A 22,819-nucleotide genomic window follows, 5' to 3' on the forward strand; every position below is an offset into this window, starting at 1 on the left:
ATGGAAAGAAAATACTGTACAACCCGGTATGGAAAACTGTCATACCTGGATGGCAACTCCGGTTATCCTGTAATTTTTTTGCACGGTTTTGGTGGTACAGGAAACACATGGCTGAAAACCACGCCGTACCTGGAAAAATGCATACGGCCAGTACTTGTGGATTTGCTCGGGCATGGCCATTCTGATAAGCCAGATATAGAATATACAGTACAGCAACAGGCTGAATCCATCGTTGATTTAATCAATACACTTGATATTTCTAAATTTTCCATTGCAGGAAACTCCTATGGGGGCTGGATTACGCTGAAACTTGCATCAGGAATGCTGGAACCTGATATGATTTTCCCTGTTGATAGCGCTGGAATCTCGCCTGCTTTAAGCAATGGAAGCAGGGAGAATATGAACCGCGTTCTTGATTCCATTTTGAAATTAAGGAATTATAATAACAGAAACGCATTGGAAAGAATAATGGAAAATAATAAAAAACAGGAAGAGAAAATAAGCGATACAGCTTTAGGCAATATCAAAAGCAAAACAACTATAATATGGGGAAGTGTGGATAATATAATACCTGTATCCTATGGGCATGCCATGGAAAGCAAAATTTCTGGCAGTGAATTAATTGTTATGCCTGATGCCAGCCACACACCATTTATAGATATGCCCAAGGAATTCGCAGAAATAATAAACAGAAAAATTAAAGAATACTCTCTCTGTTAATCACATTTTTCCAGTTTGTTTCCTGATTCTATCAACAATATTTTTGTATTCTTCATACCTCTCCCTGTCCTCATCGCTAAATGCAAGGAAATTTTTTGATGGCAATATATAACGATCACCATTTAGAGCCAGTTCCGGAAACTTTTCATCTCCGGATACAGATATGCTAATATCATGAATATCGGCAAATTTTATTTTCTGATATTCTGCACTGTCTTTTTCATTATCAATCTCCTGAATTTTTGCAGATTGGTTTAAATTGTAATGCTGGAAGATAGTTTTAATCATGTTTTTTAAATCATTATAAAGATCCTCAGGCTCCACAGGGTCTGTAGCTCCAGGAACAATAAGTGAATCAATGTAATCCATATCCTTTCTCAGATGAAGTTTTTCTTCTATATATTTACCGGAAAATATACGGTAAATTTCAAGGCTATCCTTATTTATTATGATTTTAAAAATGCCACCTCTGGATAGCGGAACCTTCCATGCGTTATCAATACTTTTCATATAACTGAATATCCGGGATGTTAATTAAATATTCCCACCAGCGCTTATTCTAACTTTGCCTTTGCTATCTGGTTGAATTTTGTAACGTTCCCATCATCATCTATACTCAGATAAACGGTATAATGAAAGCCGGCATAGTCAAACTCTGTTGATACATCGTATCTATCGCTATTGTCTACTATGCTGTTAATTGTAAAGTTTGAGATGTTCTCCCCATACATATCCTTAATATTTTTTTCAGCAATGAGTTTAACATCTTTCATACTTTCTACTCCCATAGGTGGTTATCTGTATTTTATTAATAATTGTTTCCAAATTGCAATTTATTTTTTATATTATTTGCAATATTAATAATTGTTGATCTGGATGTGATACCTGCATTAGGTGCATATAAAATGTTAAGCAAACCAAAAAATTATAAAATTTTTACCGGTTTAAAATAATGTTTTTTTGTTACTATCTGGTATTCATTCAACAATTCATTTTTGAAAAATAAGTATCTCTTTTTAATTTTTATATTATTATTTTTAAGAAATGTATAAGGATTATCTATAACCATTTTTAAAATATTTTCAGGGCTTACATAATTTAAAAACCGTTGATACCTGTACAAAAAATCCATTTCCGAGAATATATCGGGCTCTGTGACAAAGACATTGTCAGTTCCCAGCATTAAATTTATATTATGCTTTAAAAATTTATTATAATCTGGCCTTTTACCATAGAATATATTTGACCGGGGAGTTATTACAATACTTACATTATTTTTACTTATTTTATCTAAATCATTATCATTCGATTCTATTCCGTGTATCAATAGATCCGGTTTCAAATTCATAACCTTATCTATATCTTCATTTATATTTTCGCTGAAATGCAAAGCAAATATTTTATTTTTTTTATGGGTTTTAATGCTGATATCATAGATATCGTTGTAATCCATATCTGAGATTGAACTTATGCCTATACCGTTAGAATTGGCTATGATTTTATCTATGTCATCGTTATTGTAAGGCCTTGCAAATATTACGGGTTTTATAAACTTTTTATTTCCTCTTTTTATCATATTTATTCCCTTCAACCCATTTTCACGGAAATCAAAATATGATATTATTCCATTTTTCTCCATAAAATTGTTGGTCTTTGATATATAATTTATTACTTCATTGTCATCAGCATTATCTAAAAATCTATGCTTTAAGCCATCCGGACCCACAATTTCAGGCAATGTGCCTTTCGGCTCTTCGTTTATAAATGAATCACCCACATGTGTATGGGCATTTACGGGCATTGGAATTAATGTACCATGGTTCATATTTCCTGTTTTATTACTATATATTTCGCCGGTGTCATCGACTTTTAATGTACCTCTTCGCAACTTTCCATTATAATATATATTGCCTGAAAATTCCATTTTTTATAATTGATATATATTATAAAAGTTTAACTCATAATTAGGTAATATCTCAAAATTGTTATATTAGTTCTTAATAAGGTTATATGATTCCATATATTATAATAAACGTTGCAATGTCGCTAAATGGCAAAATATCGGCTATAAATGGAAGATACAGGATTTCAAATGACATTGACATGACCAGGGTAATGGATATAAGGAAAAATGTTGACGGCGTATTACTGGGGGCTAACAGCGTAAAGGTAGATAATCCGGTTTTGAATTATGCAAAGAATAGAATAATTTTAGATGAGAAATTTAGATTAAACGACAATTACCATGTATTCGATGGAAAATCAAAATCATATATATTTTCAAAAAATAATAAGAAAATAAAAAATGCGGAAATAATAATTTTAGATGATTTGTCAATAACCAGTATATTAAAAAAACTATATGATATGGGAATAAAAAGCATACTGGTAGAAGGGGGTTCCAATGTTATAAATCAATTTATAGATGAAAAAATATTTGATGAATTTTATATATTTATAAATCCCGGCTTAATATTGGATGGAATATCCTTGTTTAAAGAGGAAATGAAATTAAATTATAAAATATCCATGGAAGGTGAGGGTTTATTATTGAATATTAAAGGTATTAATAGTTTTTAAAATTATTAACTCATTTATAAGTATTTACCAAATAATTAAATAATATGTTACAATCATGGTTTATGATTGATGAGGCAATAAGGGCATTGAAAAATAAAAAAATAATTTTAATCCATGATTTCAATGACAGAGAAAATGAGACGGATATGGTAATAGCATCCGAATTTGTTACCCCTGAAATAATAAGGACAATGAGAAAAGATGGAGGAGGTTTAATATGCACTACAATTAAGGAAAAAGATGCAAAAAAGTTCAATTTGCCCTATCTGGATGATTTGTTTTATAAGTCACTGAATATGGATAAATCTGTTTTAAATTCATCAGACATGGGCTATGATACGAAAGACGCATTTTCATTGACAGTAAATTCAAGGGATACTTACACGGGCATACCTGACAATGATAGATATAAAACGGTAAAGCATTTTTCTGAATTTATAAACGCTCTCGGAAATAATGTAAATGTAAATGAAAAGAATTTCGGAAAAATATTCAGGGTTCCAGGCCATATACATTTATTAATAGCAAGGAATAATTATTTTAAAGAGAGGAAGGGGCATACTGAATTAAGTACATATATTGTAGAGAAAGCAGGTCTGGTACCCAGTGCAACAATAGTAGAGACACTGAGTGATTCCTTTAATTCCATGACCCTGGATGAATCTGAAAAATATGCAGATGAACATAATATGGTGTTGATAAATGGGAAAGAGATTATAGACGATTTCAATAAAACGGACAGGGTTTTACAATGAAATTGATAGGGATAGTGGATACAACATTTGCAAGGTACGACATGGCTTCATCTGCAATAGATGAATTGTATAAAACCGGAACTGGATTTGAAATAAAAAGATACACTGTCCCTGGAATAAAGGATACGCCAGTAGCAGCATTAAGATTGTTCAGTGAATACAACTGCGATTTAGTAATGGCATTTGGCATGCCCGGGCCGATGCCTGTAGATAAAATGTCAGCACAGATAGCATCAACAGGTTTAATGGAAGTACAGTTAAAAACAATGAAGCATATTCTGGAAGTTTTTGTCCATGAAGATGAAGCGAAGGATGACAGAGAACTTGCATGGCTATGTGACAACAGGTCAAGGGAACATGCAGTGAACGCATATTATTTGCTATTCGAGCCGGACAAATTAACGGAAAATGCGGGCAGTGGGTTAAGGCAGGGATTTGAGGACAGGGGCCCGGTAAATTCGGGAAGTTCCGGGCACAAACATTAGGTGATCTAAATGAAAATAGGAATGGTAGTTGCAGAATTTAATTATGATATAACAATGATGATGGTGGAGAGAGCTAAAGATTATGCAGATTTTCTAGGTGTTGAGTATAAAATACTTAAAGTACCGGGAACTTTTGATATACCCTTAGGAATTAAAAAATTGTTAAAAATTGACGATATAGATGGCATAATAGCAATAGGTGCTGTGATAAAAGGGGAAACCGATCATCACAGAATAATAATGGAAAATGCAGCAAGAAAAATAACTGATTTATCATTGGAATATGAAAAACCTGTTGCTTTAGGCATATCCGGTCCCGGGGAATCCAGATTGCAGGCTGAAGCCAGAATAGACATGGCAAAAGAAGCTCTGGAAAGCTGCGTTAAAATGGTTAAATCATTGAATAATTTATAAATTTATTTTAATATATTATTTGGAAATTTCATAATAAAATTTAATATTATTTTTTATTTTTCTTCGGGTCATAACTATAATTGTCATATTTTGTTCTGTACCATGCTGCGGTCATAACAATTGTGACTATCACAAAGAATCCTGTAATTGCAACAGAATATGCATTTGGATCATAACCATTGTATGTACCGGATGTCAGTGCAGCTGTAACTATCACAATGCCCACCATAGTTATCACGAAGGCTTTGACTCCTCTTTCATCTTTCTTTTTCGGCTCAACATTTTCTCTGCTTATTTCAGCCTGATCAATTTCTTTTTCTTCCATTTAGTTCACCTTCTTGTATATTAAACGTGCAGCAATTAGCAGGAATATTATCACTACTATAAAGAATTCCAGGCTACTTACTGCCATCTGCAAATCACCACTCAATATATGCCCTGAAGCACAGCCATCTGCCATCCTTGCTCCTAGTAACATCATGAAGCCACCGGTAAAAGCACCTCCTGCCCTTTTTATCTGGCTATTCCCAAACCTTGTCTCCCATGAAGGTGGAATAACACTGTTGAATGATTGGAATCTCCTTGTAAAGAATATTGAAGCCAGAAAAGCACCGAATAGAGTACCTATATCACTGAAAGGCTCCCATCCTATTGTATGGACAACAAGAGTGCTATAACTATATGCCCCTGCCGGAAGCCATAATTTTGCCACAATCCACGAATATGTTGTTGATTCGCCAAAGATCTGGTGTAGAAACATTTCCAGTACAACCATTAGCCCTATAATTATTCCTACGGACATCATGACCACACCAAATAATTTAGATGAAACAGTCCAGTGATAATTTACTTTCTCAGCAATATTGTTCTTGCCAAGTGGCATAGAAGCCCCTTCCATAAGCATTCCCGCAGTTTCTATGTATTTTTCCTGTTCGACTGTACTCATTTTCCTTGATTTGTGCAATGAAGTATATGCACAGCTTTTTCCTCCCTTATACCTTGGAAGGAAATATGCTATGGAAAACATAACTATCGCCCATACAACTGCTATTCCAAATCCAACATATAGATTTGTATCTACTTTGCCACCAAAATAAATTTGCCCAAAATTATCGTAGCTCACTAACCATTGCCCGAACGATGTCTGATATATCAGTGTCCAGGATGCTGCCCCAAGCAATCCACCAAGCAGCGCGTATATGGCGTCACGCCTTCCTTCCCCGAGTCCCATCCATACCGTACCTGGAACATATCCTGAAACCGCAATTCCAACTCCGAACAATGCAGCTCCGAAGGCCACACCCAGTACATAATCGGGCTTAACTCCCCAATGGAATGCAACCCCAAAGGCAGCCAGCCCATAAAGTGCAAGAGCTCCTGCTCCTATAGCTATTGCTATACATCCTACAAATAACCTATCCTGCCATTTACCTAACCTTAGAAGTACCTCGGGATTAGATATTCCCCAGGCTTCAGCGAGCCCTCCTATTACCATTCCAATAAATAAACCAATCCATTCCCATGCAGTTACACTAATTGATCTGCTCCACTTAATTTAGGACAGTTATCATTGAGAATATATAAAAGATGACAATATCCCAGAAATCTGCTACATTTCTGATTATTGGCATATATAGAAATATACAGATTAACCACTCCGGGTACTTAATTTATCTGGAAATCCAGTAAAGATCACAAGGATATGCTGCAAAAGTAGGATGATAAGGTTTGTCTATGGAAATATAGCAAAATAAAGGATTTTATTAATCTAACCATATCATCAAAAGTGTCCAAATTTAGAGGGGGCACACCACTAATCATTTCCTTCACTCTTTTATCTGGTTTCTATTACTTACAAATTAACAGTATTTTTAGGTATTTTAAACTGTATGCTTATATATAAGGTATCTTATTAAAATACTATAATATTATATAATTTATATTTTTTACGGGAACCTAAATCTTGAAATGACATTATTCAATTCATTAATAAAGCAGCTAATTTATAGACTGCTCTTGTACCTTTATTCTAATGATAATTGATTCCGAATAGCGATTATATATCTATTTGGGAGAACGTACTATCAGATATCCCCACATAAACATAGTATAAAAATGAAAGTTTAATATTTCATGAAAATTATTACAAATATATTAATATATGATTTAAGTATAATTATTGATGTGCATATTTTGTGATATCGTTAATGATAAGGTAAAATCACATAAGATATATGAGACTAATAAAACATTAGCGTTTTTAGATATACATCCAATCTCAAATGGACATATACTGGTTATTCCAAAAGAACATTATAAAGATATATATGAAATGGATAGTAATATATTAATTGAAACTATAAAAACGGTAAAAGCAATTACAGGAATATTAAAGGATAAATTAAATATCAACGCAGTAAATATAATGAATTCCAACGGTGAGATAGCGAATCAAACGGTATTTCATTACCATATACATGTTATTCCACGGAGGGAAAATGATAATTTAAATTTTATAGATGAGTGGTGGCTTAATAAAATTATTAAAGTTAATGATGAAAATTTAAATGGCATAATGAATAAATTAAAAAGTTAAATATTATATTTACTTTATATTATAACTTCTATATTTATTTATAATTTTATCAGGATTAAAATTTGTTGGTGTTTTTTTCTCCAAACTGTATAGATAAAGGGACATTATTCAATTCATTAATAAAGCAGCTAATTTATCTACTATTTTTACATTTCTACCATTATTGTTGTAGCTGCAACCACAAGTTTTGCATCATATATTTATTGTATGAATGTACACATTTACACCATTAAATAAATCGCACTAAATGTAATTTCGAGAAGTCCGGTTTATCATTGAATGCGGCTTTCTCAGTGGTTATAAATTCCAACTATTCCGTTCTACCGGTGACACAAAGTTCTCCTATCAAAACTTAGGGAAAATATTAAAATTGGTTCAAATGCATGGTTATTTATATCAGGCAATTTATTCTGCAATTCAATATTATTATATATATAATAATAATTATAACTGGATTTGAATGAAAGTTTTTCTGGACAGTTCCGATATTAATGAAATCAAGGAGATATCAGATTACGGCTTCATTGATGGGGTTACAACGGACCCTGTTTCTATAGCAAGGGAAGTAACAAAGGGTTCCACTACAGAACAGGTGATTACATCCATAATAAAGGCAGTTAATGGAGAGGTGCACATACAGGTTGTTTCACAGGATTACGATTCTATAATGGCCCAGGCATTTAAAATCCATTCCCTCGGGATGAATGTAATAGTAAACATTCCGGCAACATTTACCGGGATTAAGGCAATGTTGAAGCTAAACGAGAAAAAGGTAAAATGTTCTGCTTTATCTGTTTACAATACAGTTCAGGCCATTATGGCAGCACAGAACTACGCGGAATATGTTTCTATAAAAACCGGAAAAATAAAAAATACCGCCGAGGATGGGATGGAGCTGGCCTACAATGTAAACCAAACATTTAAAAACTGTGGCTTTGACGCGAAGGTTCTTGTTGGAGGCATCTCAAACCCTGAAGACATAACCAGGGCAGGTATCATGGGTGCCGGTGCAATCTCAGTTACGTACCCGCTCCTGAAACAGGTGGAGGGAGATATTAACACGGGAACCGAAATCGCTGAACAGATGGAAGCGTGGAATAGAATTGCTGAAAGCAGCAGAACATTTTTTAATAAATAATATTATAAAATTAATTTAAATATGTACCGGCTCCTGCAGAACCTTTGGAATGTCCTGTAAATAAAGTTCGTTTTATAAATTCAGCCACATTATGTTTTTATATGCAGTTCGTATATATTAATGAATGATATGGTAGAAGAAGGAGAATTGGCCCCGGATTTCGAGGCTCTGGATACAGGATTGAAAAGCAAAAAATTGTCTGATTATAAGGGAAACGTTACCGTGCTCGCATTTTTCCCGGGTGCTTTCACATCTGTCTGCACAAAGGAAATGTGCACGTTCAGGGACTCTATGGCAAATTTTAACAAATTTAATGCAAAAGTCGTGGGCATCAGTGTGGATTCACCGTTCTCACTCAAGGAATTTGCCACAAAGAACAAACTGCAATTTGACCTGTTAAGTGATGGCAACCGTGAAATATCTGGTAAATACGGAGCTCTGTACAAAAGTTTTCTTAACATAAACGGGTTGACAGCATCTAAAAGATCTGTTTTTGTACTTGACAAAACTGGTAAAATTGTATATAAATGGGTCAGTGAAGATGCGGGAAAGGAACCCGATTATAAGAAAATAGAAGAAGTAATTTCAAAATATAATTAAATTGAAGTTAACCGGAAATATTTATTTTTTTACTACTTTTAAATTTTCCAGATACCGCTTACAGAAGCTATTGTAATTTTCCTTATACTTTTCCCAGGTTTTTATGTAGTCTTCAGAAACTTCACCAACAACTTTTGCGGGAACGCCTACAGCGATTGACCTGTCAGGTATTTTGCTCTTGCTTTTAACAACAGCGCCTTCGCCTATTGCCGCCCATTTTCCTACTGTGGCAAAATCTGAAACGGTAGAATTCATTCCTATCACAGCATAATCATCTATGGTGCCGGTATGTATAACTGACAGATGCCCGATTGTTACATGTTCTCCTATTGTAGTTTTTTCCCCGGGCCTTGCGTGTATTACACAGTTATCTTCAATTGCAGAGTAAGCACCGATAGATATTTCACCATAATCCCCCCTCAATACAGCGCCCGGGCCTATCCACACATAATCCCCTATATGGACATTCCCTATCACTGTGGCATTCTCAAAAACATACGCTTTCCTGCTTATTTCCGGAACCTGCCCTTCGAACTCATATATCATGCAGGTAGAACAGAGATAAAGATTTAAATTTAATTATCTGGGAAAATGTACGGGATTTATTTTTTGCTTTCCTTGAACCGGAAATAACGCACAAGCTTTCCGTCCTGATTGTATATGTCCCTGTACTCAATTTTATCTGACCATACAAGAAATGTAAGTTCCATATGAATAATCAGATCATCGTGGTCCTTTGCAATATGTTCATCTATTTCTTTTAAAGTGTATGCATTTACCGTGTTTTTTTCAAGAAATTCAAGTACTGTTGCGCCGATTGAATTGGTTCCGGAAGATTCAAACTGTTGTTTATCTACAGGCATAGCAAATCACTCTTCAGTTCCCTGCATCCTCTTCAAGGGCTTTTTTATAATTACCAACCAGTTTTACAATATATTTTTGAGCAGCACTTTTAAGCATCCTTGCACCCATGCTTGCTGCGGTCCCAACAATATTCATATCAGCCTTCCAGTTAACCTTTGTACCATCTTCATCAGGCAAAAAATCAAAATTAACGGTAAAGTCAACAGATGCCCCTGAACCGTTTCCCTTGCCTTTTAAAGTGATATGCTCACTGGCTTTTTTGTCGGTAATATCCAGAACCAGGTCAAATTTTCCCTTTATGAATGAAACGCCTGCTTTTGCAGTTAGCTTCATTTCATTTTCATCTACTTTCTCATAATTCAGGAGGTCGGGAATAAGTTTTATCAGTGCTTCCTGGTCCACAACATATCCGTAAGCTTTTTCCGGCGTGGTTTTTACATCAAAAGAGTCTTCAAATGTTAACATATGATTACATTAAAACATAATAGATAAATCTTTATGCTAATCCATTGTATTTTTGCTTTCAATGGCCCGCTGCATATTTCATAGAATTATATGAAACTTTTATAGTGCAAATATAAACAGCATGATTTTTTCCAGGTGCTATCAATTTACTATTCTTCCTCTGTTACAATATACAGTTTCCATAATTTGTCCGCAGCATATCCACAGCTATCTCCAATCACATCTTTCCTACACTTTTGTGTGTAATTGATAGATTACAACCACGCTTATATGATATAACTTCTATGTTGTATATAAACCACAAGATGTAAGAGGAATAGGGCGAACCAGGTATTAGTCTTCATCGTTGATACGGGCAGTTCCATACGTTCCCAGAATTTTAAACTGTTCTACTGATTTCTGTATATCTGTTATTGCCGCATCAGTATTTTTATTATTTTCTATATCTATAAAAAATATATATTGAAATGGTATGTATTGTACCGGCCTTGACTCTATTTTTGTCATATTTATCCCGTAATCGTTAAGTATTTTCAAAATTTTATATAAGGCCCCAGGCTTATTTCTGGTTGAAAAAACTATTGATGTCTTTGATGGAGCAGATGCCTTAACAGGTGCTTTAGCTATTAAAAAGAACCTGGTATAACTGTGCCTGTTGTTTTCTATGTCTTTCTCAAGTATCTGCATGCCATTTAAATTAGCTGCGATCTCACTTGCAATAGCTGCATGGGATAAGCCAAAATTTTCTTTAATTATCTGTACACTTCCGGCAGTATCGTATTCACTTACAGGTTTCATGCCGTGGCTGTATATGAAATCGGAACATTGCGATAAAGCCTGTGGATGGGAGTGGACATGTGTTATATTATCTGTTTTTGCTCCAGCATGCCCTATAAGGCAATGTTTTATTCTCAGATAGTACTCTTTAATTATATAAAAATTCATCCTGAATAGAAAATCATATGTCTGGTTAACTGCACCTTCAATTGAATTTTCAACAGGAACGACAGCAAGGTTAATATTTCCATCCTCCAGTGACATGAATACTGCCCTTACCGATTCTAATGGTACATATTCACCTGTAGCCATCTGTATAGCTGCAATATGGCTGTATGCCCCCGGTTCGCCAAAATAACCTATTTTCAATAAAGCATAATATAATTAATATATTTAAAACTGGTTAAAGTCGTATTCATCTTTTTCTATTTCCTTTTTGTGCTTATATTCATCTGAATCCATACGCCTGTAAAGCCATATAAGGAATATTATAATCGGAACTGCAGGAATCCACATATATAGAGAATATAATGGATGTGCAGATTCTTCCAGTATTATTTCAGATGTTTCAATAGCTCCTGCAAACGCCAGTTCTATAACTACAAATATATACATATAAATAATTTTCATGTATTTCTTTCCCAGTTCCCCTTTGAACAGGTAATATAATATGTATATACTGGTGCTTACAGCTACAGCATAAGCTGGAAGTTCAAGCCATGAATGCGGGAGTATCATAAGGCTTGTAAATATTGCCAGGCCGCTAACCTTTGTGGCAGTTCCCTCTACTGCTATCACACTTGCAGTTGACCCTATAGAAAAGCCGAACATCAGTATTCCTACTACAGGTATAAACTCTATACTGGCTATTAAAAGGTTATGTGGAAATATGCTTAGCCACATTGGAAAAAAGGATTGTGATATAATGGCGCTATCTTCTGATTTAAAACTTGCATAAAGTGCAGGGTCATGTATTGGAAGGGATGAAATGACGGCAAACCCGACGAGTTCTATAATGAATGATAATAAAAATATTTTCCTGAGCCTCGGCATTTTTATTTCCATATTTCCTAATCTCAATTGTATTATTTATATTTTGGTCAAAAAATGGACTAAAATATAATTTAGTCGGAATCCTCCTGATTTATAAGTTTTATATCATCTTCGTATTTATTCAGTATAGAATCAAGCGTTATTATGCCTATAAATTTCCCATTATCCACAACAGCGCACCATTTGGTCCTATTTTTCATCATAAGTTCCCATGCATTTTCTGCGCTATTTTCGAGTTTCACATATGAAATACCAGCTTTGTAATAATCCTTTACATAACCGTATGACCTGTTTACAATATCATAAAGATAAACGGCTCCCATTAGCTTCTCATGGTAAACAACTGGAAGTGATAATAAATCATTTTCCTTCATAATATTATCAGCACGGTATATAGTATAGTAAAGGTCTGCGTAAACATCATTAATAATCTTCAAACTTGAAATTTTCATCTCCAGAAGCATGGGCGTGTGGTACTCACCCATATTTGCCGGGGAGTCCCTCCTCTGCTCCACCTGTGATTCGTAAATGGAGTATTTTGTTCCTGATGCTATGTACGCAATAGATACAGCTAGCATTGCACCAGGCAACAATTGCAGGCTTCCTGTCATTTCAACTACCATAAGTATCACGGCAAGTGGAGCCTTCCCCGCTGCACCGAAAAATGACAGCATGCCTATAATAACGAATGGCGCTACCACTGGCACAATTCCCGGGGAAATCATATGGAACAGGACGCCAAAAAGTGCACCAAGTGAAGCACCAATAAATATACCCGGTGCAAAAACACCACCGCTTCCTCCCGAGGAAACAGTAAAGGATGTTGCAATAATCTTGATAAATGGAAGCAATACAAGAATAAGGAGAATCGGGAGCCCAAATGTTACCAGTTCATTGAATTTCCCATATTCCAGTAATTCAACCCAGCCATAGCCGGTGCCAAGTATTTCAGGAAACAGCAGGGCTATCACTCCTACTATCGCACCACCAATCATTGGTTTGAAGTGATTCGGTATTTTAAATTTTTTGAATAGGTTTCTAACGCCATAGAAAGTCCGGATATAGAGAATTGAGAATAATCCTGCAACAAGGCCCAGTACTGCATAAAAAGGCAATCTCAAAACATTGAATGTGTTGAGATAATCACCAAATATAGGTTCAAATCCAACAACGGATGCAAATATTGAGTAGCCTATGGATGATGCCACCAGAGATGGAAATATTACTTCAGATTCAAAGTCTCTCCGGTATAGTATTTCAGCTCCCAGAACGGCTCCGCCAATAGGCGCTTTAAATATTGTCCCTATGCCAGCGCCTATGCCAACCGCTACAGCTATTCGCCTATCTTTCGGACTGAGCCCGAGAATATCAGCGAGAAATGAGCCTATTCCTGCAGCTATAAGAGCCGTGGGTCCTTCCCTACCTGCACTGCCGCCAGAACCGATCGTAATTGCAGAAGCTATTGTTTTGACCACAGGAGTTCTGCGTTTAATTTTTCCATGGTTATAGTGAAATGAGCGTATCGCTGCATCTGTCCCGTGCCCTTCCGATGAGGGGTCAAATGTATAAATTATAAACCCGGTAATCAGGCCCCCGGCAGCGACTACAACAGGAATCAAGTAATACCTCAATGCGTAGAAATGATAAACAAGGGAACCCCCTTCACCCAGGGGATGTGGTATTGGCATCCCAACTATATGGGTAAAAAATATGAATTCAAACAGGCGAATAGTAAAATAAAACGCCAGTGCACCAAAACCGGCGACAACACCAATTATGGCACCCACTATGAACCAGCGCTGGAAGTATGGGAGTGATGATAGTTTAAGATTCATTTCATCACCATATGGATATCATTGTTATTGAATTTTAAGAGTACTTGATATGAGTGTAAATATGTATTTAGATACATTATTAAACAGTATTAATAGTATTTATATAAATTTTGAGAATTGGAAACAATAGTCTCTGGAGTTATTCAGAGAATCATAAATATGAATTGCCAGTAATTAAGGTTTTCAATGCCTGCTATATGTATTGGAATTTTAGGGCTTTCCCTTATCAAAATAATCTTTAATTTTTTCAGATACGATATTGAATGAAGTTTTCATCAATGCTGCTGGAGACCAGGGGATAAGTAATTCAGGATTCAGCAGGCGGAACCAGTAATTTTCATTAATATTTTCAACCATGTACCTTGATTTGTATGCCAGTATAAATTCACCGAATACGGATTTATAATATCTATAGGGTTCATAAATAACAGGCTGCACATATTCGAAATTTAAATGTTGCAGGTATTTTCTTGCAATTTCGATATGCGCCATCATCTTGGAATAGCCCGGAAAATACGAGTCATTGTATAACCGGATATGGAGCTCCCATGGAGCTTTTATTATCTTAGAAATACCGTAATCTTCGCCATGGTCAAAACTCGGAGTTGCATTGGCAAACCCCCTATGTATTTTCAAATACTGTATCACCATGTCAGATTTTTTTTCAGGTATTAAAAGGGAAAATGATTCTTCATCTTTCACAGTTTTCCTGTCTATGTATATGCTGGTGTTATCCTTAACCTGAATATTTTTAGGAAACAATATATAAGACATTAATACCTTTATTGCTTTATATAATTAAGTTTTTTCTTAGATGAAGTTAGGGCTTCCAGAATTCAGGAATTAATCAAATAGAAAACCATATATTTATTAATACAGGATAATTTTACCAGCATGGACCTGGAACAATACAAAAATGAAGGGATCAAAGCCCGGAAAAATATAGACACAAGCCAGATTAAGAAAATAGCCGACGGTATAATAAATTCTTTTAGAAACAATGGAAAATTAATAGTGTTTGGAAATGGTGGATCAGCTGCGGATGCACAGCATTTCGTTGCAGAACTCACAGGGCATTACATGAAGGAGAGAAAGGCCCTCCCAGCTATTGCACTGACAACAAATACTTCAGCACTTACTGCAATTGGAAATGATTACTCATATAATGATATATTTTCCAGGCAGGTACAGGCGTTATGCAAAAAGGAAGACTATGTGGTTGGAATAAGCACGTCAGGGAATTCAAAGAACGTTGTAGCAGGGATAGAAGAAGCAAACTCAATAGGCGCATTTACACTGGGATTTACTGGGAAATCAGGTGGCAAGCTTGCTGGAATATGCAGAGATGTTTTTCATTCTGATAGTGATATAACTCCTATAATACAGGAAATACATATAACAGCTATACATATGATCTGTGCTATTATAGACGGGGATTTTTGACATTTCAGCTATTCCCTGAAGCTTTTTGTTTCAATGAATAGATTCATTGTATCCAGTATATTTCTAATTTTTAGGGAACAAAACAGGAATAAGCCCGTATCCATTTATTAGGGCCTGCTGATGAAAAAGGAACTTTGGTATTTGGGGTGTATTTTCCAGACTGTATAGAAAACAAAGCCTGACAATTTAAACCATAGATAATTTTTTATAAAGATTTTCACTGAACTTTTATGATTATAACTAAAACTCCATTGAGAATTGGTTTGGTTGGAGGGAGCACGGACATACCAGAATATTATAGAAATTATGGAGGATTGCTTCTTTCTGCTGCCATTAATAAATATATTTATATTATTGTAAACAAAAAATTTGACCATAAAATAAGGGTATCATATTCCAGCACAGAAATTGTTGATACCGTTGACCAGATAAAACATCCCAGTGTAAGGGAAGCAATGAAACTACTTGATATAGATGGGGGAATTGAAATTCTCAGTGTTTCAGATATTCCATCGACCGGAACCGGATTAGGTTCCAGTTCAACATTCCTTGTAGGGCTCCTTAACGCATTGCATGCATATAAATCAGAATTTGCCAGCAGGGAGCAACTTGCGAGGGAAGCAATAGAAATAGAAAGAAATGTATTGCAGGAACCAGGAGGAATGCAGGATCAATATATGGCATCCTTTGGTGGCATCAACATGCTGAAATTTAATGAAAACGACTCCGTTTATGTAAATCCGGTAACATTAAATTATGAAAAACTTGAGAAACTGAAAGATAATATGTCCTTGCTTTACACAGGGATAGGGCACAATTCTGGAGGAATACACAGTAACATACGAGGGGAAATATCGGAGCATCTGGATGATTACCGGAAAATGAAAGAGTATACAATGGATTTTTACCATGCTTTATACGACATGAATATTGAAAAACTTGGAAAGCTTCTTGATCAGAACTGGCATTCAAAGAGAGCGTTATACAAAGAAATTTCGACACCCGTTGTGGATGAATATTACTCGAAAGCACTTAGCCTCGGGGCTTATGGTGGAAATCTCATCGGCGCAGGCGGCGGTGGTTTTCTGGTCTTCATAGTAGAGGCAAAAGATAAACACAAATTGCGTGAACTCGGGCTCCGTGAGATAGATTTTGATTTTGATTTCGAAGGTTCCAGAATAATATATTTTTCACAGTGAAATAAAGTGAAACAGATAGCCCTGCATCCCAGAATTTTGCATATTATTTTAATAATTAATATTAATTATGTACTATGAATTCAGACCATTCCCGTTATATACTGGATAATATTTTTGATTTTTTTCAGTATCCTGAAAATTATGACCGGGCAATTATTAATGCTGCACTTGGCAAACTTGAGTGTTCAGGAGACAATCTATTGTTTAACGGTGTAAAAGTTAAGCCGGATTTTCAGTATACAGATGAAAATATGCTCGGTTTTTTCCTGGCAAACCTGCCACTCATGTTCAATGAAAGAGGCAACAGAGAATATAAATTGCCGCCCAAACTGGAGAAGCTAAAGACCGATACAGAAGAGCTTATCAGTATGCAAAAATTTAATGAACTCGCAACACTGGAACTTTATCTACTCCTGGAAATGGCTATGAGATGTGCCTATTCAAAATGGCTGGGCAATAAAATTATAATATCCCGATACGGAATGGATAATGTTGTTCTGGAAAACTATGATTACAGGCGGTTGAAACTCTACATAAGGCTAAACCATCTGGGCAGAACCGATATAAAGGTCAATGGAGACATTTTTCCGGGGTCAGAGAATGCATTGCTTGGCTGGGCGACAAAATTTATGGACAGACCAACACAATTAATGTTCAGGCTTTCGTTAAATGTAAGAAATTTGCTGGCACATGGAGAAAATGAATGGAACCTGTTTCCTGTTTTGCCAAGTGTACAGCTGGCTGCCAATGCCGCAGGCAAGTTGCTTTATGAAATTAAACCGGGGATGGAAATAAAAAACAATGGATATAAAATGGCACATACTGGGAATGGGAGGAATACAAAAAAGCCAACCTTTCACCATGGAATAAATAAGCATTAAAAATTAATTTCTGGCCTGAATTCTGAAATCTGGCTTTCTGTAATCCCATTTGATCCAGAACTCTTTAATATTATCCATGGAAATAGAAAAAATCTGTGAGCTTATCCTGTATATGTGCAGGTTTTCGTTTTTTATTGAAAGCATATTTATCTTTAAATATACCGTTTTATTGATAGATACGTCATAAAACCCTTTCAGAATGTATGATTTCATCTGGATATTTTTAATAGAGAAATATATGCATCCATCCAGAAAATGTTCAATATCATCCATCAACATAAGTAATATCTGTCAATTAATAAATGTTTCTAATTCTTATTTGCACTGTATGAAAAATTGTGCGTTCACCTGGATTAAAAAAATCCGGGCTTAAAATTTTTATGTTGAATTGCAATAATATGCTGTATTTTTGTTGTCGATCAACTGTGCGAGGATTGCTATTCACTATAATGCCAAAATGGCAAATATTCATTTCAGGCCACATGATCCGGGATGCCTGCAAATTGCATAAAAAGTTATTAAATGGAATGGCTTGGGAAATAGATGTTGTTATATGATTCCATTAAATTAATTTCTCTTTGATTTGGTATTTCAGCCCATTGAGAAAATTCTCGAATATGTCTGTTGCAGTTACTATTCCAACCCCTCCGGGTACAGGCGTTATATTTTTTGCTTTATTGCTCACAGAATCAAAATTTACGTCACCGGATATTTTATTTCCAGAATAATTTATTCCCACATCTATTACTGTAGATTCAGATGTTACATAACTTTCATCGATATAATCTGGTTTTCCGATTGCAACTACAAGAACGTTGTTTTCCCTTGCTATTCTTTTAATATCAACGGTTTTGCTATGGCATAACGTTACAGTATAGTCCCTGTTAAGCAACAACATTGCCAGAGGGCGCCCTACTACAGCTGACCGGTTTATAATGCAGGCATTTCCAGGTTGTATCTTATAATATTCCAGTATATCTACAACTGCCCTCGCAGTGGCCGGTGCTATCATCTCATTCTTTGTATACAGGTTTCCCTGATTAAAAGATGTCATTCCATCCGTATCTTTGTAAAAACTTATATTGTCCACTACTTCCTGAAAATTAAGTGAGGGAGGAAGTGGAGACTCCACCATAATACCATTTATACGCGAATTTGCATTGGCATCTTTTATATAATCAACCAGCTTGCCCATGGTAATATTATCGAATTTTTCCAGGGTAACATTTATTCCAAGCTTTGTACCCCTCTTTATTTTTGAATTTGCATATATGGTGCTTGCAGGGTCATTGCCAACCTGGATTAATTTTAATTCCGGCTCAATTCCATATTTTTCAATGATGCCTTTAATCTCACTCTTCAATCTTTCCATTTTCTCAGATGCAACTACTTTTCCATCAAGTAACATTTTTACCACTTTATTATAGATTTAATTTCTTCAGGCGGCTTTGCCCTGAATATTTCCGTATCTTCCGGTTTATAAATTCCGGTTATAAGCTTATTTATAATCCCACTGCTGGAGTATTTCCACTTTTCCAGATAACCGATAGCGTCCATGTAATGTTTTTTGGAGCCATCAACAGACCCGGAAACTGCAATATTATGTTCAATGATATAGTTCAGATCGTTCCCCGTCAATTGTGAGTCGGGAGCAGCGCCGTTAGTTCCGAAAAGAATAGCGATACCGTTATAATTTAATTTCCCTACAAATTTCATAACTGCTGCAGGGTCACCACTGGTATCAATAAGAAGATCTATTTTATCCGGTCCATTTTCCTCAAGGTAATTGTAAAACAAACAGTGAATTCCTTCTATAATTCTCATTTTCTCTTCTAAAAGCCTGTGCCTGTTTGTTAGATAAACGGTCATGCCATATTCTCTCGCCATAAAGGCATATAGAAAAGCTTCACTTCCAGTTCCAATTATCAGGCAGTTTTTAGATGTGTATGTGGAATCTTCCGATTCGAATATTGACCGTGCCGATAATTTATTAAATATTTCAAAGGCTTTCATGACGTTTTTCGCTGGCTCTGTCAGGGTGCTTAACATCACCATTGAACTATCATTAACTTTTATTAAATTTTCCGGAGAATCGAAAAAATATTCGGAGTTGAAACCATCAGCGCCCCTTATACCTGCCTCGGTTATATCATTATCTGCATCCGAACAATTATCCTGCCTCCCGATTCTGCAATTTATACATGTACCCCTACGCCTTACAATGGGGATAACGTAGTCACCAGGCCTGATTCTGGAATTGTTTTCTCCTATATCTATAACCTGGCAAACCGCCTCATGGCCAATGACCATGTAATTTTGCCCGGTGGGATTATATGCAAATGGCAGGTGGCCAGCAATTTCAGCACGATCTGTCCCACATATTCCGGTGTATACAGGTCTTATCTTTGCTTTCCCATCCATATGATCTGCCATAGTAATTCTGCTATAAGATATGCCACCACCGGGTGGAGATGTTGTCAGTGCCATAACTCCTTCCATGCTTAGGTTAGGATATGATGATAAATCAACCTGTCGATTATAACTGTTTGAAGAGTATAAGATAAATATAGATATATTTAATATAATTATATTCAAATATATACTAGTAATGAATATAGGATACCTATGGACACAGAAAAAAAATTAGAGGAAGTAAACAGAATAATGAAAGAAGCCGGTAAAGACAATAGTGCATTTGCAGGTTCTTTTATGAATTTCATGGGAGCCACAATGGGAAAAGGCGCACTTGACACTAAAACGAAAGAATTCCTGGCACTTGCACTTGGGATAGCTGCCAGATGCGAATGGTGCATTTCATACCATGTCAATGAGGCGATAAAAGCCGGAGCAACCAGGAAAGAGCTTATGGAGGTAGGATATGTAACCGTGTTAATGTATGGTTCACAGGCCCTGATGGAAATGAATAGTCTGCTTGATGCTATAAATAAACTTGAAAAACAATGAAATTATATAATTTCCTGGCAAAATTAGTTAATTCAGAAAGTTACTATAAATTAATTGATAGCGAAATAAATGAGATCGTAAAACTCATCCGTGCTGGCTATCAGCCAGAATACATAAAAAAACTTCATAAGAATAACTTCAATTTTTTATTTGAATTTGCTAAATCGAGAATAAAAATTGCAGGCAAATTTTCTCTACATGATCATTTATTCATGGATTATTATTCATCCATGTATTCCACACCTGAGATAGTGGGGAAATACAGGGCGAAAAAGCTTGCCGGGAATAAAATAGTAGATGCAGGCAGCGGTGCTGGAATGCAGGATATAATGTTTTCTGGGTTCTCGGATGTGACAGGTGTGGAAATCGATTCAAACAGGTATGCAATGGCCAACCTGAATAAAATACCATACATATCTAATGTGAATTTTATTAACAGTGACATTTTTTCATTTAATGGTGATTTTTCCGGAAGTATTTTATTTTCTGATCCGCTGAGGCCGGTGAATTCCAGTGAGAAGTTATTTTCCCAGCTTGTACCGGACCCTGTAGAAATAATACATAAAAAACCAGAATTATCAGGTTATGCCATCGACCTTCCTCCACATATGGAATGGGATAATATACCACTTAAAGGGGAGAAGGAGTATATATCCATTAAAGGTGCATTAAACAGGCTTACACTCTATTCACCTTCAATCTCTGAAAAAATAAGTACAGCAGTAATCCTGCCTGAGAATATTATAATAACAGGCAAGCCATGCGGATTTAAGGCAAACATAGAATATGGAAAGAATACAGGGCAGTACATATATGTTCCTGACATATCCATTACCTACGCAAGGCTTCTTAACATGGTTGTAAAGCCAGAGTGGGTGCCGGTATATATTGATGAAAGAAGGCAGATATTTTCCGGCAACTCATACGAATCAGCGTTTCCTGGCAAACAGTATAGTGTGATTTCATATTCTGATGATATGAATATTATTCCTTTGCTGCGCAATGTGGATGCTGGAAAGGTTTTTTTCAGGTTTAAAATGAAGCCGGAAGAAACATACCTTTACAAGAATTCTATTGAAAAGGAATTAACCGGGCCAAAAAATGTGTACATATTCAGGAATAACAACAGATATATTATTGCTGAAGAGATAAATTGACATTCTGATGAAAGATCAACTTTATTTTAAATAATTAAAAACATTTTTAAATATGTTTTTATAGAATTTTGTAATTTCTTTTGATAAATATGATTGAATTCTATGCAAAAGCAAAATTGCCAACAAGGTTTGGTGTGTTTAATATATACGTATTCAAGAATGAAGATAAAAAAGATCATGCGGTGCTTGTTCACGGAGACATTGAGGAAGAAGAAAATGTACCGGTACGTATACACTCTGAATGCTTGACAGGTGATGTATTTGGTTCCATGCGATGCGACTGCAGGGATCAGCTCATAACATCTTTAAAATATATAGGCAGCCGCGAACGGGGGATGTTAATATACCTCAGGCAGGAAGGCCGGGGAATTGGCCTTTTAAATAAAATACGGGCGTATAACCTCGAGGATAACGGGAAAGACACTGTAGAAGCAAATATAGAACAGGGATTGCCAGCAGATAACAGGCATTATAATTTTGCTATAGATGTTATAAAATACTTCAATATAAAATCTATAGAGTTAATGACAAATAACCCGGAGAAAATTAAAAACCTTGAAGAAAATGGCATAAAGATAAGTAAGAGAATACCGGTAATAATAGAGCCAAATTCCTTTGATAAATTCTATCTGGAAACAAAAAAAGACAAAATGGGGCATATGCTTTAACCATATTTCCAATTGGCACTTGGCAGATGGCTTTGTTTGCCATTTAATCTTATATTGATAGACTGAGCACGAGAGATTAATAATAGTTAGGTATAGGAAAGTGCCAGGAAGTTGAATATCAGGGAAAGGGGCAACGTATTACATAATGGTATAACGTGTACTGGAATTCCCCATGAAGGAAAATTCAAATCTATATTAAACCGGAGGTAATTCAAACCACTGAAC

The 22,819-nt window shown here is 35.5% G+C and carries 29 protein-coding genes; 14 read left to right on the forward strand and 15 right to left on the reverse strand.

Features of this window, described 5'->3' with window-relative positions; genetic code table 11:
* A complete protein-coding gene (locus tag FACI_RS01350; protein WP_009886293.1) occupies positions 1-720 on the forward strand; it encodes an alpha/beta fold hydrolase in 720 nt (239 codons plus the stop codon).
* On the opposite strand, the gene FACI_RS01355 is transcribed toward FACI_RS01350, so the two are convergent.
* The 3 genes from FACI_RS01355 to FACI_RS01365 form a co-directional block, all read right to left on the reverse strand.
* Positions 721-1,230, reverse strand: a complete 510-nt coding sequence (locus FACI_RS01355; RefSeq protein ID WP_009886294.1) for a hypothetical protein — start codon at positions 1,228-1,230, stop codon at positions 721-723.
* Positions 1,231-1,274: 44 nt separating this feature from the next.
* Positions 1,275-1,508: a hypothetical protein gene (locus FACI_RS01360; RefSeq protein WP_048074024.1), complete on the reverse strand. Its 234-nt coding sequence runs from the start codon at positions 1,506-1,508 to the stop codon at positions 1,275-1,277.
* 137 nt (positions 1,509-1,645) lie between these two features.
* Positions 1,646-2,644 (reverse strand): amidohydrolase family protein, encoded by a 999-nt coding sequence (locus tag FACI_RS01365; protein WP_009886296.1) that lies wholly within the window; start codon positions 2,642-2,644, stop codon positions 1,646-1,648.
* 86 nt (positions 2,645-2,730) lie between these two features.
* Between FACI_RS01365 and FACI_RS01370 the strand changes: the two genes are divergently transcribed.
* The 4 genes from FACI_RS01370 (at position 2,731) to ribH (ending at position 4,954) form a co-directional block, all read left to right on the forward strand.
* Complete coding sequence (locus FACI_RS01370; protein ID WP_009886297.1) at positions 2,731-3,300, forward strand: RibD family protein; 570 nt, start codon at positions 2,731-2,733, stop codon at positions 3,298-3,300.
* A gap of 62 nt (positions 3,301-3,362) precedes the next feature.
* The gene (gene ribB / locus FACI_RS01375; RefSeq protein ID WP_009886298.1) at positions 3,363-4,055 is read left to right on the forward strand and encodes a 3,4-dihydroxy-2-butanone-4-phosphate synthase; all 693 of its coding nucleotides are present in this window, start codon (positions 3,363-3,365) and stop codon (positions 4,053-4,055) included.
* Positions 4,052-4,540 (forward strand): riboflavin synthase, encoded by a 489-nt coding sequence (gene ribC, locus FACI_RS01380; RefSeq protein WP_009886299.1) that lies wholly within the window; start codon positions 4,052-4,054, stop codon positions 4,538-4,540. Before ribB ends, ribC begins: the two co-directional genes overlap by 4 nt.
* A gap of 9 nt (positions 4,541-4,549) precedes the next feature.
* On the forward strand, positions 4,550-4,954 hold the full coding sequence (ribH, locus tag FACI_RS01385) for a 6,7-dimethyl-8-ribityllumazine synthase (protein WP_009886300.1): 405 nt from the start codon (positions 4,550-4,552) through the stop codon (positions 4,952-4,954).
* 46 nt (positions 4,955-5,000) lie between these two features.
* Here ribH and FACI_RS01390 read toward each other — a convergent pair whose 3' ends face one another.
* Entirely contained in the window at positions 5,001-5,279 is a 279-nt protein-coding gene (locus FACI_RS01390; RefSeq protein WP_009886301.1) for a hypothetical protein, read from the reverse strand.
* Complete coding sequence (locus FACI_RS01395) at positions 5,280-6,449, reverse strand: YeeE/YedE thiosulfate transporter family protein (protein ID WP_009886302.1); 1,170 nt, start codon at positions 6,447-6,449, stop codon at positions 5,280-5,282.
* Positions 6,450-7,136: 687 nt separating this feature from the next.
* Here FACI_RS01395 and FACI_RS01400 point away from each other — a divergent pair.
* The 3 genes from FACI_RS01400 to FACI_RS01410 all read left to right on the forward strand — a co-directional run bounded on the left by FACI_RS01400 (position 7,137) and on the right by FACI_RS01410 (position 9,288).
* Complete coding sequence (locus FACI_RS01400; RefSeq protein WP_009886304.1) at positions 7,137-7,550, forward strand: HIT family protein; 414 nt, start codon at positions 7,137-7,139, stop codon at positions 7,548-7,550.
* Positions 7,551-8,010: 460 nt separating this feature from the next.
* Complete coding sequence (locus FACI_RS01405) at positions 8,011-8,688, forward strand: transaldolase family protein (RefSeq protein ID WP_009886305.1); 678 nt, start codon at positions 8,011-8,013, stop codon at positions 8,686-8,688.
* Positions 8,689-8,817: 129 nt separating this feature from the next.
* On the forward strand, positions 8,818-9,288 hold the full coding sequence (locus tag FACI_RS01410) for a peroxiredoxin (RefSeq protein WP_048074119.1): 471 nt from the start codon (positions 8,818-8,820) through the stop codon (positions 9,286-9,288).
* Positions 9,289-9,309: 21 nt separating this feature from the next.
* Here the strand turns inward: FACI_RS01410 and FACI_RS01415 are convergent, their stop codons facing one another.
* The 7 genes from FACI_RS01415 to FACI_RS01445 form a co-directional block, all read right to left on the reverse strand.
* Positions 9,310-9,834: a gamma carbonic anhydrase family protein gene (locus FACI_RS01415; protein ID WP_009886307.1), complete on the reverse strand. Its 525-nt coding sequence runs from the start codon at positions 9,832-9,834 to the stop codon at positions 9,310-9,312.
* A 56-nt stretch (positions 9,835-9,890) separates the two neighbouring features.
* Positions 9,891-10,151 (reverse strand): hypothetical protein, encoded by a 261-nt coding sequence (locus tag FACI_RS01420; RefSeq protein WP_009886308.1) that lies wholly within the window; start codon positions 10,149-10,151, stop codon positions 9,891-9,893.
* A gap of 13 nt (positions 10,152-10,164) precedes the next feature.
* Positions 10,165-10,617: an SRPBCC family protein gene (locus tag FACI_RS01425; protein WP_009886309.1), complete on the reverse strand. Its 453-nt coding sequence runs from the start codon at positions 10,615-10,617 to the stop codon at positions 10,165-10,167.
* Positions 10,618-10,950: 333 nt separating this feature from the next.
* Positions 10,951-11,763: a prephenate dehydratase gene (gene pheA / locus FACI_RS01430; RefSeq protein ID WP_009886310.1), complete on the reverse strand. Its 813-nt coding sequence runs from the start codon at positions 11,761-11,763 to the stop codon at positions 10,951-10,953.
* A gap of 24 nt (positions 11,764-11,787) precedes the next feature.
* Positions 11,788-12,459, reverse strand: a complete 672-nt coding sequence (locus tag FACI_RS01435; protein ID WP_009886311.1) for a stage II sporulation protein M — start codon at positions 12,457-12,459, stop codon at positions 11,788-11,790.
* Positions 12,460-12,518: 59 nt separating this feature from the next.
* Entirely contained in the window at positions 12,519-14,282 is a 1,764-nt protein-coding gene (locus tag FACI_RS01440; protein ID WP_009886312.1) for a chloride channel protein, read from the reverse strand.
* A gap of 210 nt (positions 14,283-14,492) precedes the next feature.
* Complete coding sequence (locus FACI_RS01445; protein WP_009886313.1) at positions 14,493-15,056, reverse strand: hypothetical protein; 564 nt, start codon at positions 15,054-15,056, stop codon at positions 14,493-14,495.
* 120 nt (positions 15,057-15,176) lie between these two features.
* On the opposite strand from FACI_RS01445, the gene FACI_RS01450 reads away from it, so the two are divergent.
* From FACI_RS01450 to FACI_RS01460, 3 genes are all read left to right on the forward strand, one after another.
* Positions 15,177-15,725, forward strand: coding sequence for a D-sedoheptulose 7-phosphate isomerase (locus FACI_RS01450; RefSeq protein WP_009886314.1), 549 nt, complete (start codon positions 15,177-15,179; stop codon positions 15,723-15,725).
* A 230-nt stretch (positions 15,726-15,955) separates the two neighbouring features.
* Positions 15,956-16,924 (forward strand): GHMP family kinase ATP-binding protein, encoded by a 969-nt coding sequence (locus FACI_RS01455; RefSeq protein ID WP_009886315.1) that lies wholly within the window; start codon positions 15,956-15,958, stop codon positions 16,922-16,924.
* Positions 16,925-16,998: 74 nt separating this feature from the next.
* Positions 16,999-17,805, forward strand: a complete 807-nt coding sequence (locus FACI_RS01460; protein ID WP_009886316.1) for a hypothetical protein — start codon at positions 16,999-17,001, stop codon at positions 17,803-17,805.
* Positions 17,806-17,808: 3 nt separating this feature from the next.
* Here the strand turns inward: FACI_RS01460 and FACI_RS01465 are convergent, their stop codons facing one another.
* The 3 genes from FACI_RS01465 to FACI_RS01475 form a co-directional block, all read right to left on the reverse strand.
* A complete protein-coding gene (locus FACI_RS01465) occupies positions 17,809-18,078 on the reverse strand; it encodes a hypothetical protein (RefSeq protein ID WP_009886317.1) in 270 nt (89 codons plus the stop codon).
* A 289-nt stretch (positions 18,079-18,367) separates the two neighbouring features.
* Complete coding sequence (folD, locus tag FACI_RS01470; protein WP_009886319.1) at positions 18,368-19,213, reverse strand: bifunctional methylenetetrahydrofolate dehydrogenase/methenyltetrahydrofolate cyclohydrolase FolD; 846 nt, start codon at positions 19,211-19,213, stop codon at positions 18,368-18,370.
* A 2-nt stretch (positions 19,214-19,215) separates the two neighbouring features.
* Entirely contained in the window at positions 19,216-20,304 is a 1,089-nt protein-coding gene (locus tag FACI_RS01475; protein ID WP_009886320.1) for a glucose 1-dehydrogenase, read from the reverse strand.
* Positions 20,305-20,430: 126 nt separating this feature from the next.
* Here FACI_RS01475 and FACI_RS01480 point away from each other — a divergent pair, with 126 nt between their 5' ends.
* The 3 genes from FACI_RS01480 (at position 20,431) to ribA (ending at position 22,594) form a co-directional block, all read left to right on the forward strand.
* Complete coding sequence (locus tag FACI_RS01480; RefSeq protein ID WP_009886321.1) at positions 20,431-20,769, forward strand: carboxymuconolactone decarboxylase family protein; 339 nt, start codon at positions 20,431-20,433, stop codon at positions 20,767-20,769.
* Positions 20,766-21,926 carry an SAM-dependent methyltransferase gene (locus tag FACI_RS01485; RefSeq protein WP_009886322.1) on the forward strand — a complete coding sequence of 387 codons (1,161 nt, stop codon included), beginning with the start codon at positions 20,766-20,768 and terminating at the stop codon, positions 21,924-21,926. Before FACI_RS01480 ends, FACI_RS01485 begins: the two co-directional genes overlap by 4 nt.
* An 89-nt stretch (positions 21,927-22,015) precedes the next feature.
* On the forward strand, positions 22,016-22,594 hold the full coding sequence (gene ribA, locus FACI_RS01490) for a GTP cyclohydrolase II (RefSeq protein WP_009886323.1): 579 nt from the start codon (positions 22,016-22,018) through the stop codon (positions 22,592-22,594).
* Positions 22,595-22,819 lie beyond the last annotated feature (225 nt).

The sequence above is a fragment of the Ferroplasma acidarmanus Fer1 genome (genome assembly GCF_000152265.2).
GTDB classification, from domain to species: Archaea; Thermoplasmatota; Thermoplasmata; order Thermoplasmatales; family Thermoplasmataceae; genus Ferroplasma; species Ferroplasma acidiphilum.

What these genes read in the sequence shown, in the direction of transcription:
- FACI_RS01350 (WP_009886293.1), top strand. Translation starts at nt 1, where the DNA reads ATGGAAAGAAAATACTGTACAACCCGGTATGGAAAACTGTCATACCTG.
- FACI_RS01355 (WP_009886294.1), bottom strand. Translation starts at nt 1,230, where the DNA reads ATGAAAAGTATTGATAACGCATGGAAGGTTCCGCTATCCAGAGGTGGC.
- FACI_RS01360 (WP_048074024.1), bottom strand. Translation starts at nt 1,508, where the DNA reads ATGGGAGTAGAAAGTATGAAAGATGTTAAACTCATTGCTGAAAAAAAT.
- FACI_RS01365 (WP_009886296.1), bottom strand. Translation starts at nt 2,644, where the DNA reads ATGGAATTTTCAGGCAATATATATTATAATGGAAAGTTGCGAAGAGGT.
- FACI_RS01370 (WP_009886297.1), top strand. Translation starts at nt 2,731, where the DNA reads ATGATTCCATATATTATAATAAACGTTGCAATGTCGCTAAATGGCAAA.
- ribB (WP_009886298.1), top strand. Translation starts at nt 3,363, where the DNA reads ATGATTGATGAGGCAATAAGGGCATTGAAAAATAAAAAAATAATTTTA.
- ribC (WP_009886299.1), top strand. Translation starts at nt 4,052, where the DNA reads ATGAAATTGATAGGGATAGTGGATACAACATTTGCAAGGTACGACATG.
- ribH (WP_009886300.1), top strand. Translation starts at nt 4,550, where the DNA reads ATGAAAATAGGAATGGTAGTTGCAGAATTTAATTATGATATAACAATG.
- FACI_RS01390 (WP_009886301.1), bottom strand. Translation starts at nt 5,279, where the DNA reads ATGGAAGAAAAAGAAATTGATCAGGCTGAAATAAGCAGAGAAAATGTT.
- FACI_RS01395 (WP_009886302.1), bottom strand. Translation starts at nt 6,449, where the DNA reads ATGGTAATAGGAGGGCTCGCTGAAGCCTGGGGAATATCTAATCCCGAG.
- FACI_RS01400 (WP_009886304.1), top strand. Translation starts at nt 7,137, where the DNA reads ATGTGCATATTTTGTGATATCGTTAATGATAAGGTAAAATCACATAAG.
- FACI_RS01405 (WP_009886305.1), top strand. Translation starts at nt 8,011, where the DNA reads ATGAAAGTTTTTCTGGACAGTTCCGATATTAATGAAATCAAGGAGATA.
- FACI_RS01410 (WP_048074119.1), top strand. Translation starts at nt 8,818, where the DNA reads ATGGTAGAAGAAGGAGAATTGGCCCCGGATTTCGAGGCTCTGGATACA.
- FACI_RS01415 (WP_009886307.1), bottom strand. Translation starts at nt 9,834, where the DNA reads ATGATATATGAGTTCGAAGGGCAGGTTCCGGAAATAAGCAGGAAAGCG.
- FACI_RS01420 (WP_009886308.1), bottom strand. Translation starts at nt 10,151, where the DNA reads ATGCCTGTAGATAAACAACAGTTTGAATCTTCCGGAACCAATTCAATC.
- FACI_RS01425 (WP_009886309.1), bottom strand. Translation starts at nt 10,617, where the DNA reads ATGTTAACATTTGAAGACTCTTTTGATGTAAAAACCACGCCGGAAAAA.
- FACI_RS01435 (WP_009886311.1), bottom strand. Translation starts at nt 12,459, where the DNA reads ATGGAAATAAAAATGCCGAGGCTCAGGAAAATATTTTTATTATCATTC.
- FACI_RS01440 (WP_009886312.1), bottom strand. Translation starts at nt 14,282, where the DNA reads ATGAATCTTAAACTATCATCACTCCCATACTTCCAGCGCTGGTTCATA.
- FACI_RS01445 (WP_009886313.1), bottom strand. Translation starts at nt 15,056, where the DNA reads ATGTCTTATATATTGTTTCCTAAAAATATTCAGGTTAAGGATAACACC.
- FACI_RS01450 (WP_009886314.1), top strand. Translation starts at nt 15,177, where the DNA reads ATGGACCTGGAACAATACAAAAATGAAGGGATCAAAGCCCGGAAAAAT.
- FACI_RS01455 (WP_009886315.1), top strand. Translation starts at nt 15,956, where the DNA reads ATGATTATAACTAAAACTCCATTGAGAATTGGTTTGGTTGGAGGGAGC.
- FACI_RS01460 (WP_009886316.1), top strand. Translation starts at nt 16,999, where the DNA reads ATGAATTCAGACCATTCCCGTTATATACTGGATAATATTTTTGATTTT.
- FACI_RS01465 (WP_009886317.1), bottom strand. Translation starts at nt 18,078, where the DNA reads ATGGATGATATTGAACATTTTCTGGATGGATGCATATATTTCTCTATT.
- folD (WP_009886319.1), bottom strand. Translation starts at nt 19,213, where the DNA reads ATGTTACTTGATGGAAAAGTAGTTGCATCTGAGAAAATGGAAAGATTG.
- FACI_RS01475 (WP_009886320.1), bottom strand. Translation starts at nt 20,304, where the DNA reads ATGGAAGGAGTTATGGCACTGACAACATCTCCACCCGGTGGTGGCATA.
- FACI_RS01480 (WP_009886321.1), top strand. Translation starts at nt 20,431, where the DNA reads ATGGACACAGAAAAAAAATTAGAGGAAGTAAACAGAATAATGAAAGAA.
- FACI_RS01485 (WP_009886322.1), top strand. Translation starts at nt 20,766, where the DNA reads ATGAAATTATATAATTTCCTGGCAAAATTAGTTAATTCAGAAAGTTAC.
- ribA (WP_009886323.1), top strand. Translation starts at nt 22,016, where the DNA reads ATGATTGAATTCTATGCAAAAGCAAAATTGCCAACAAGGTTTGGTGTG.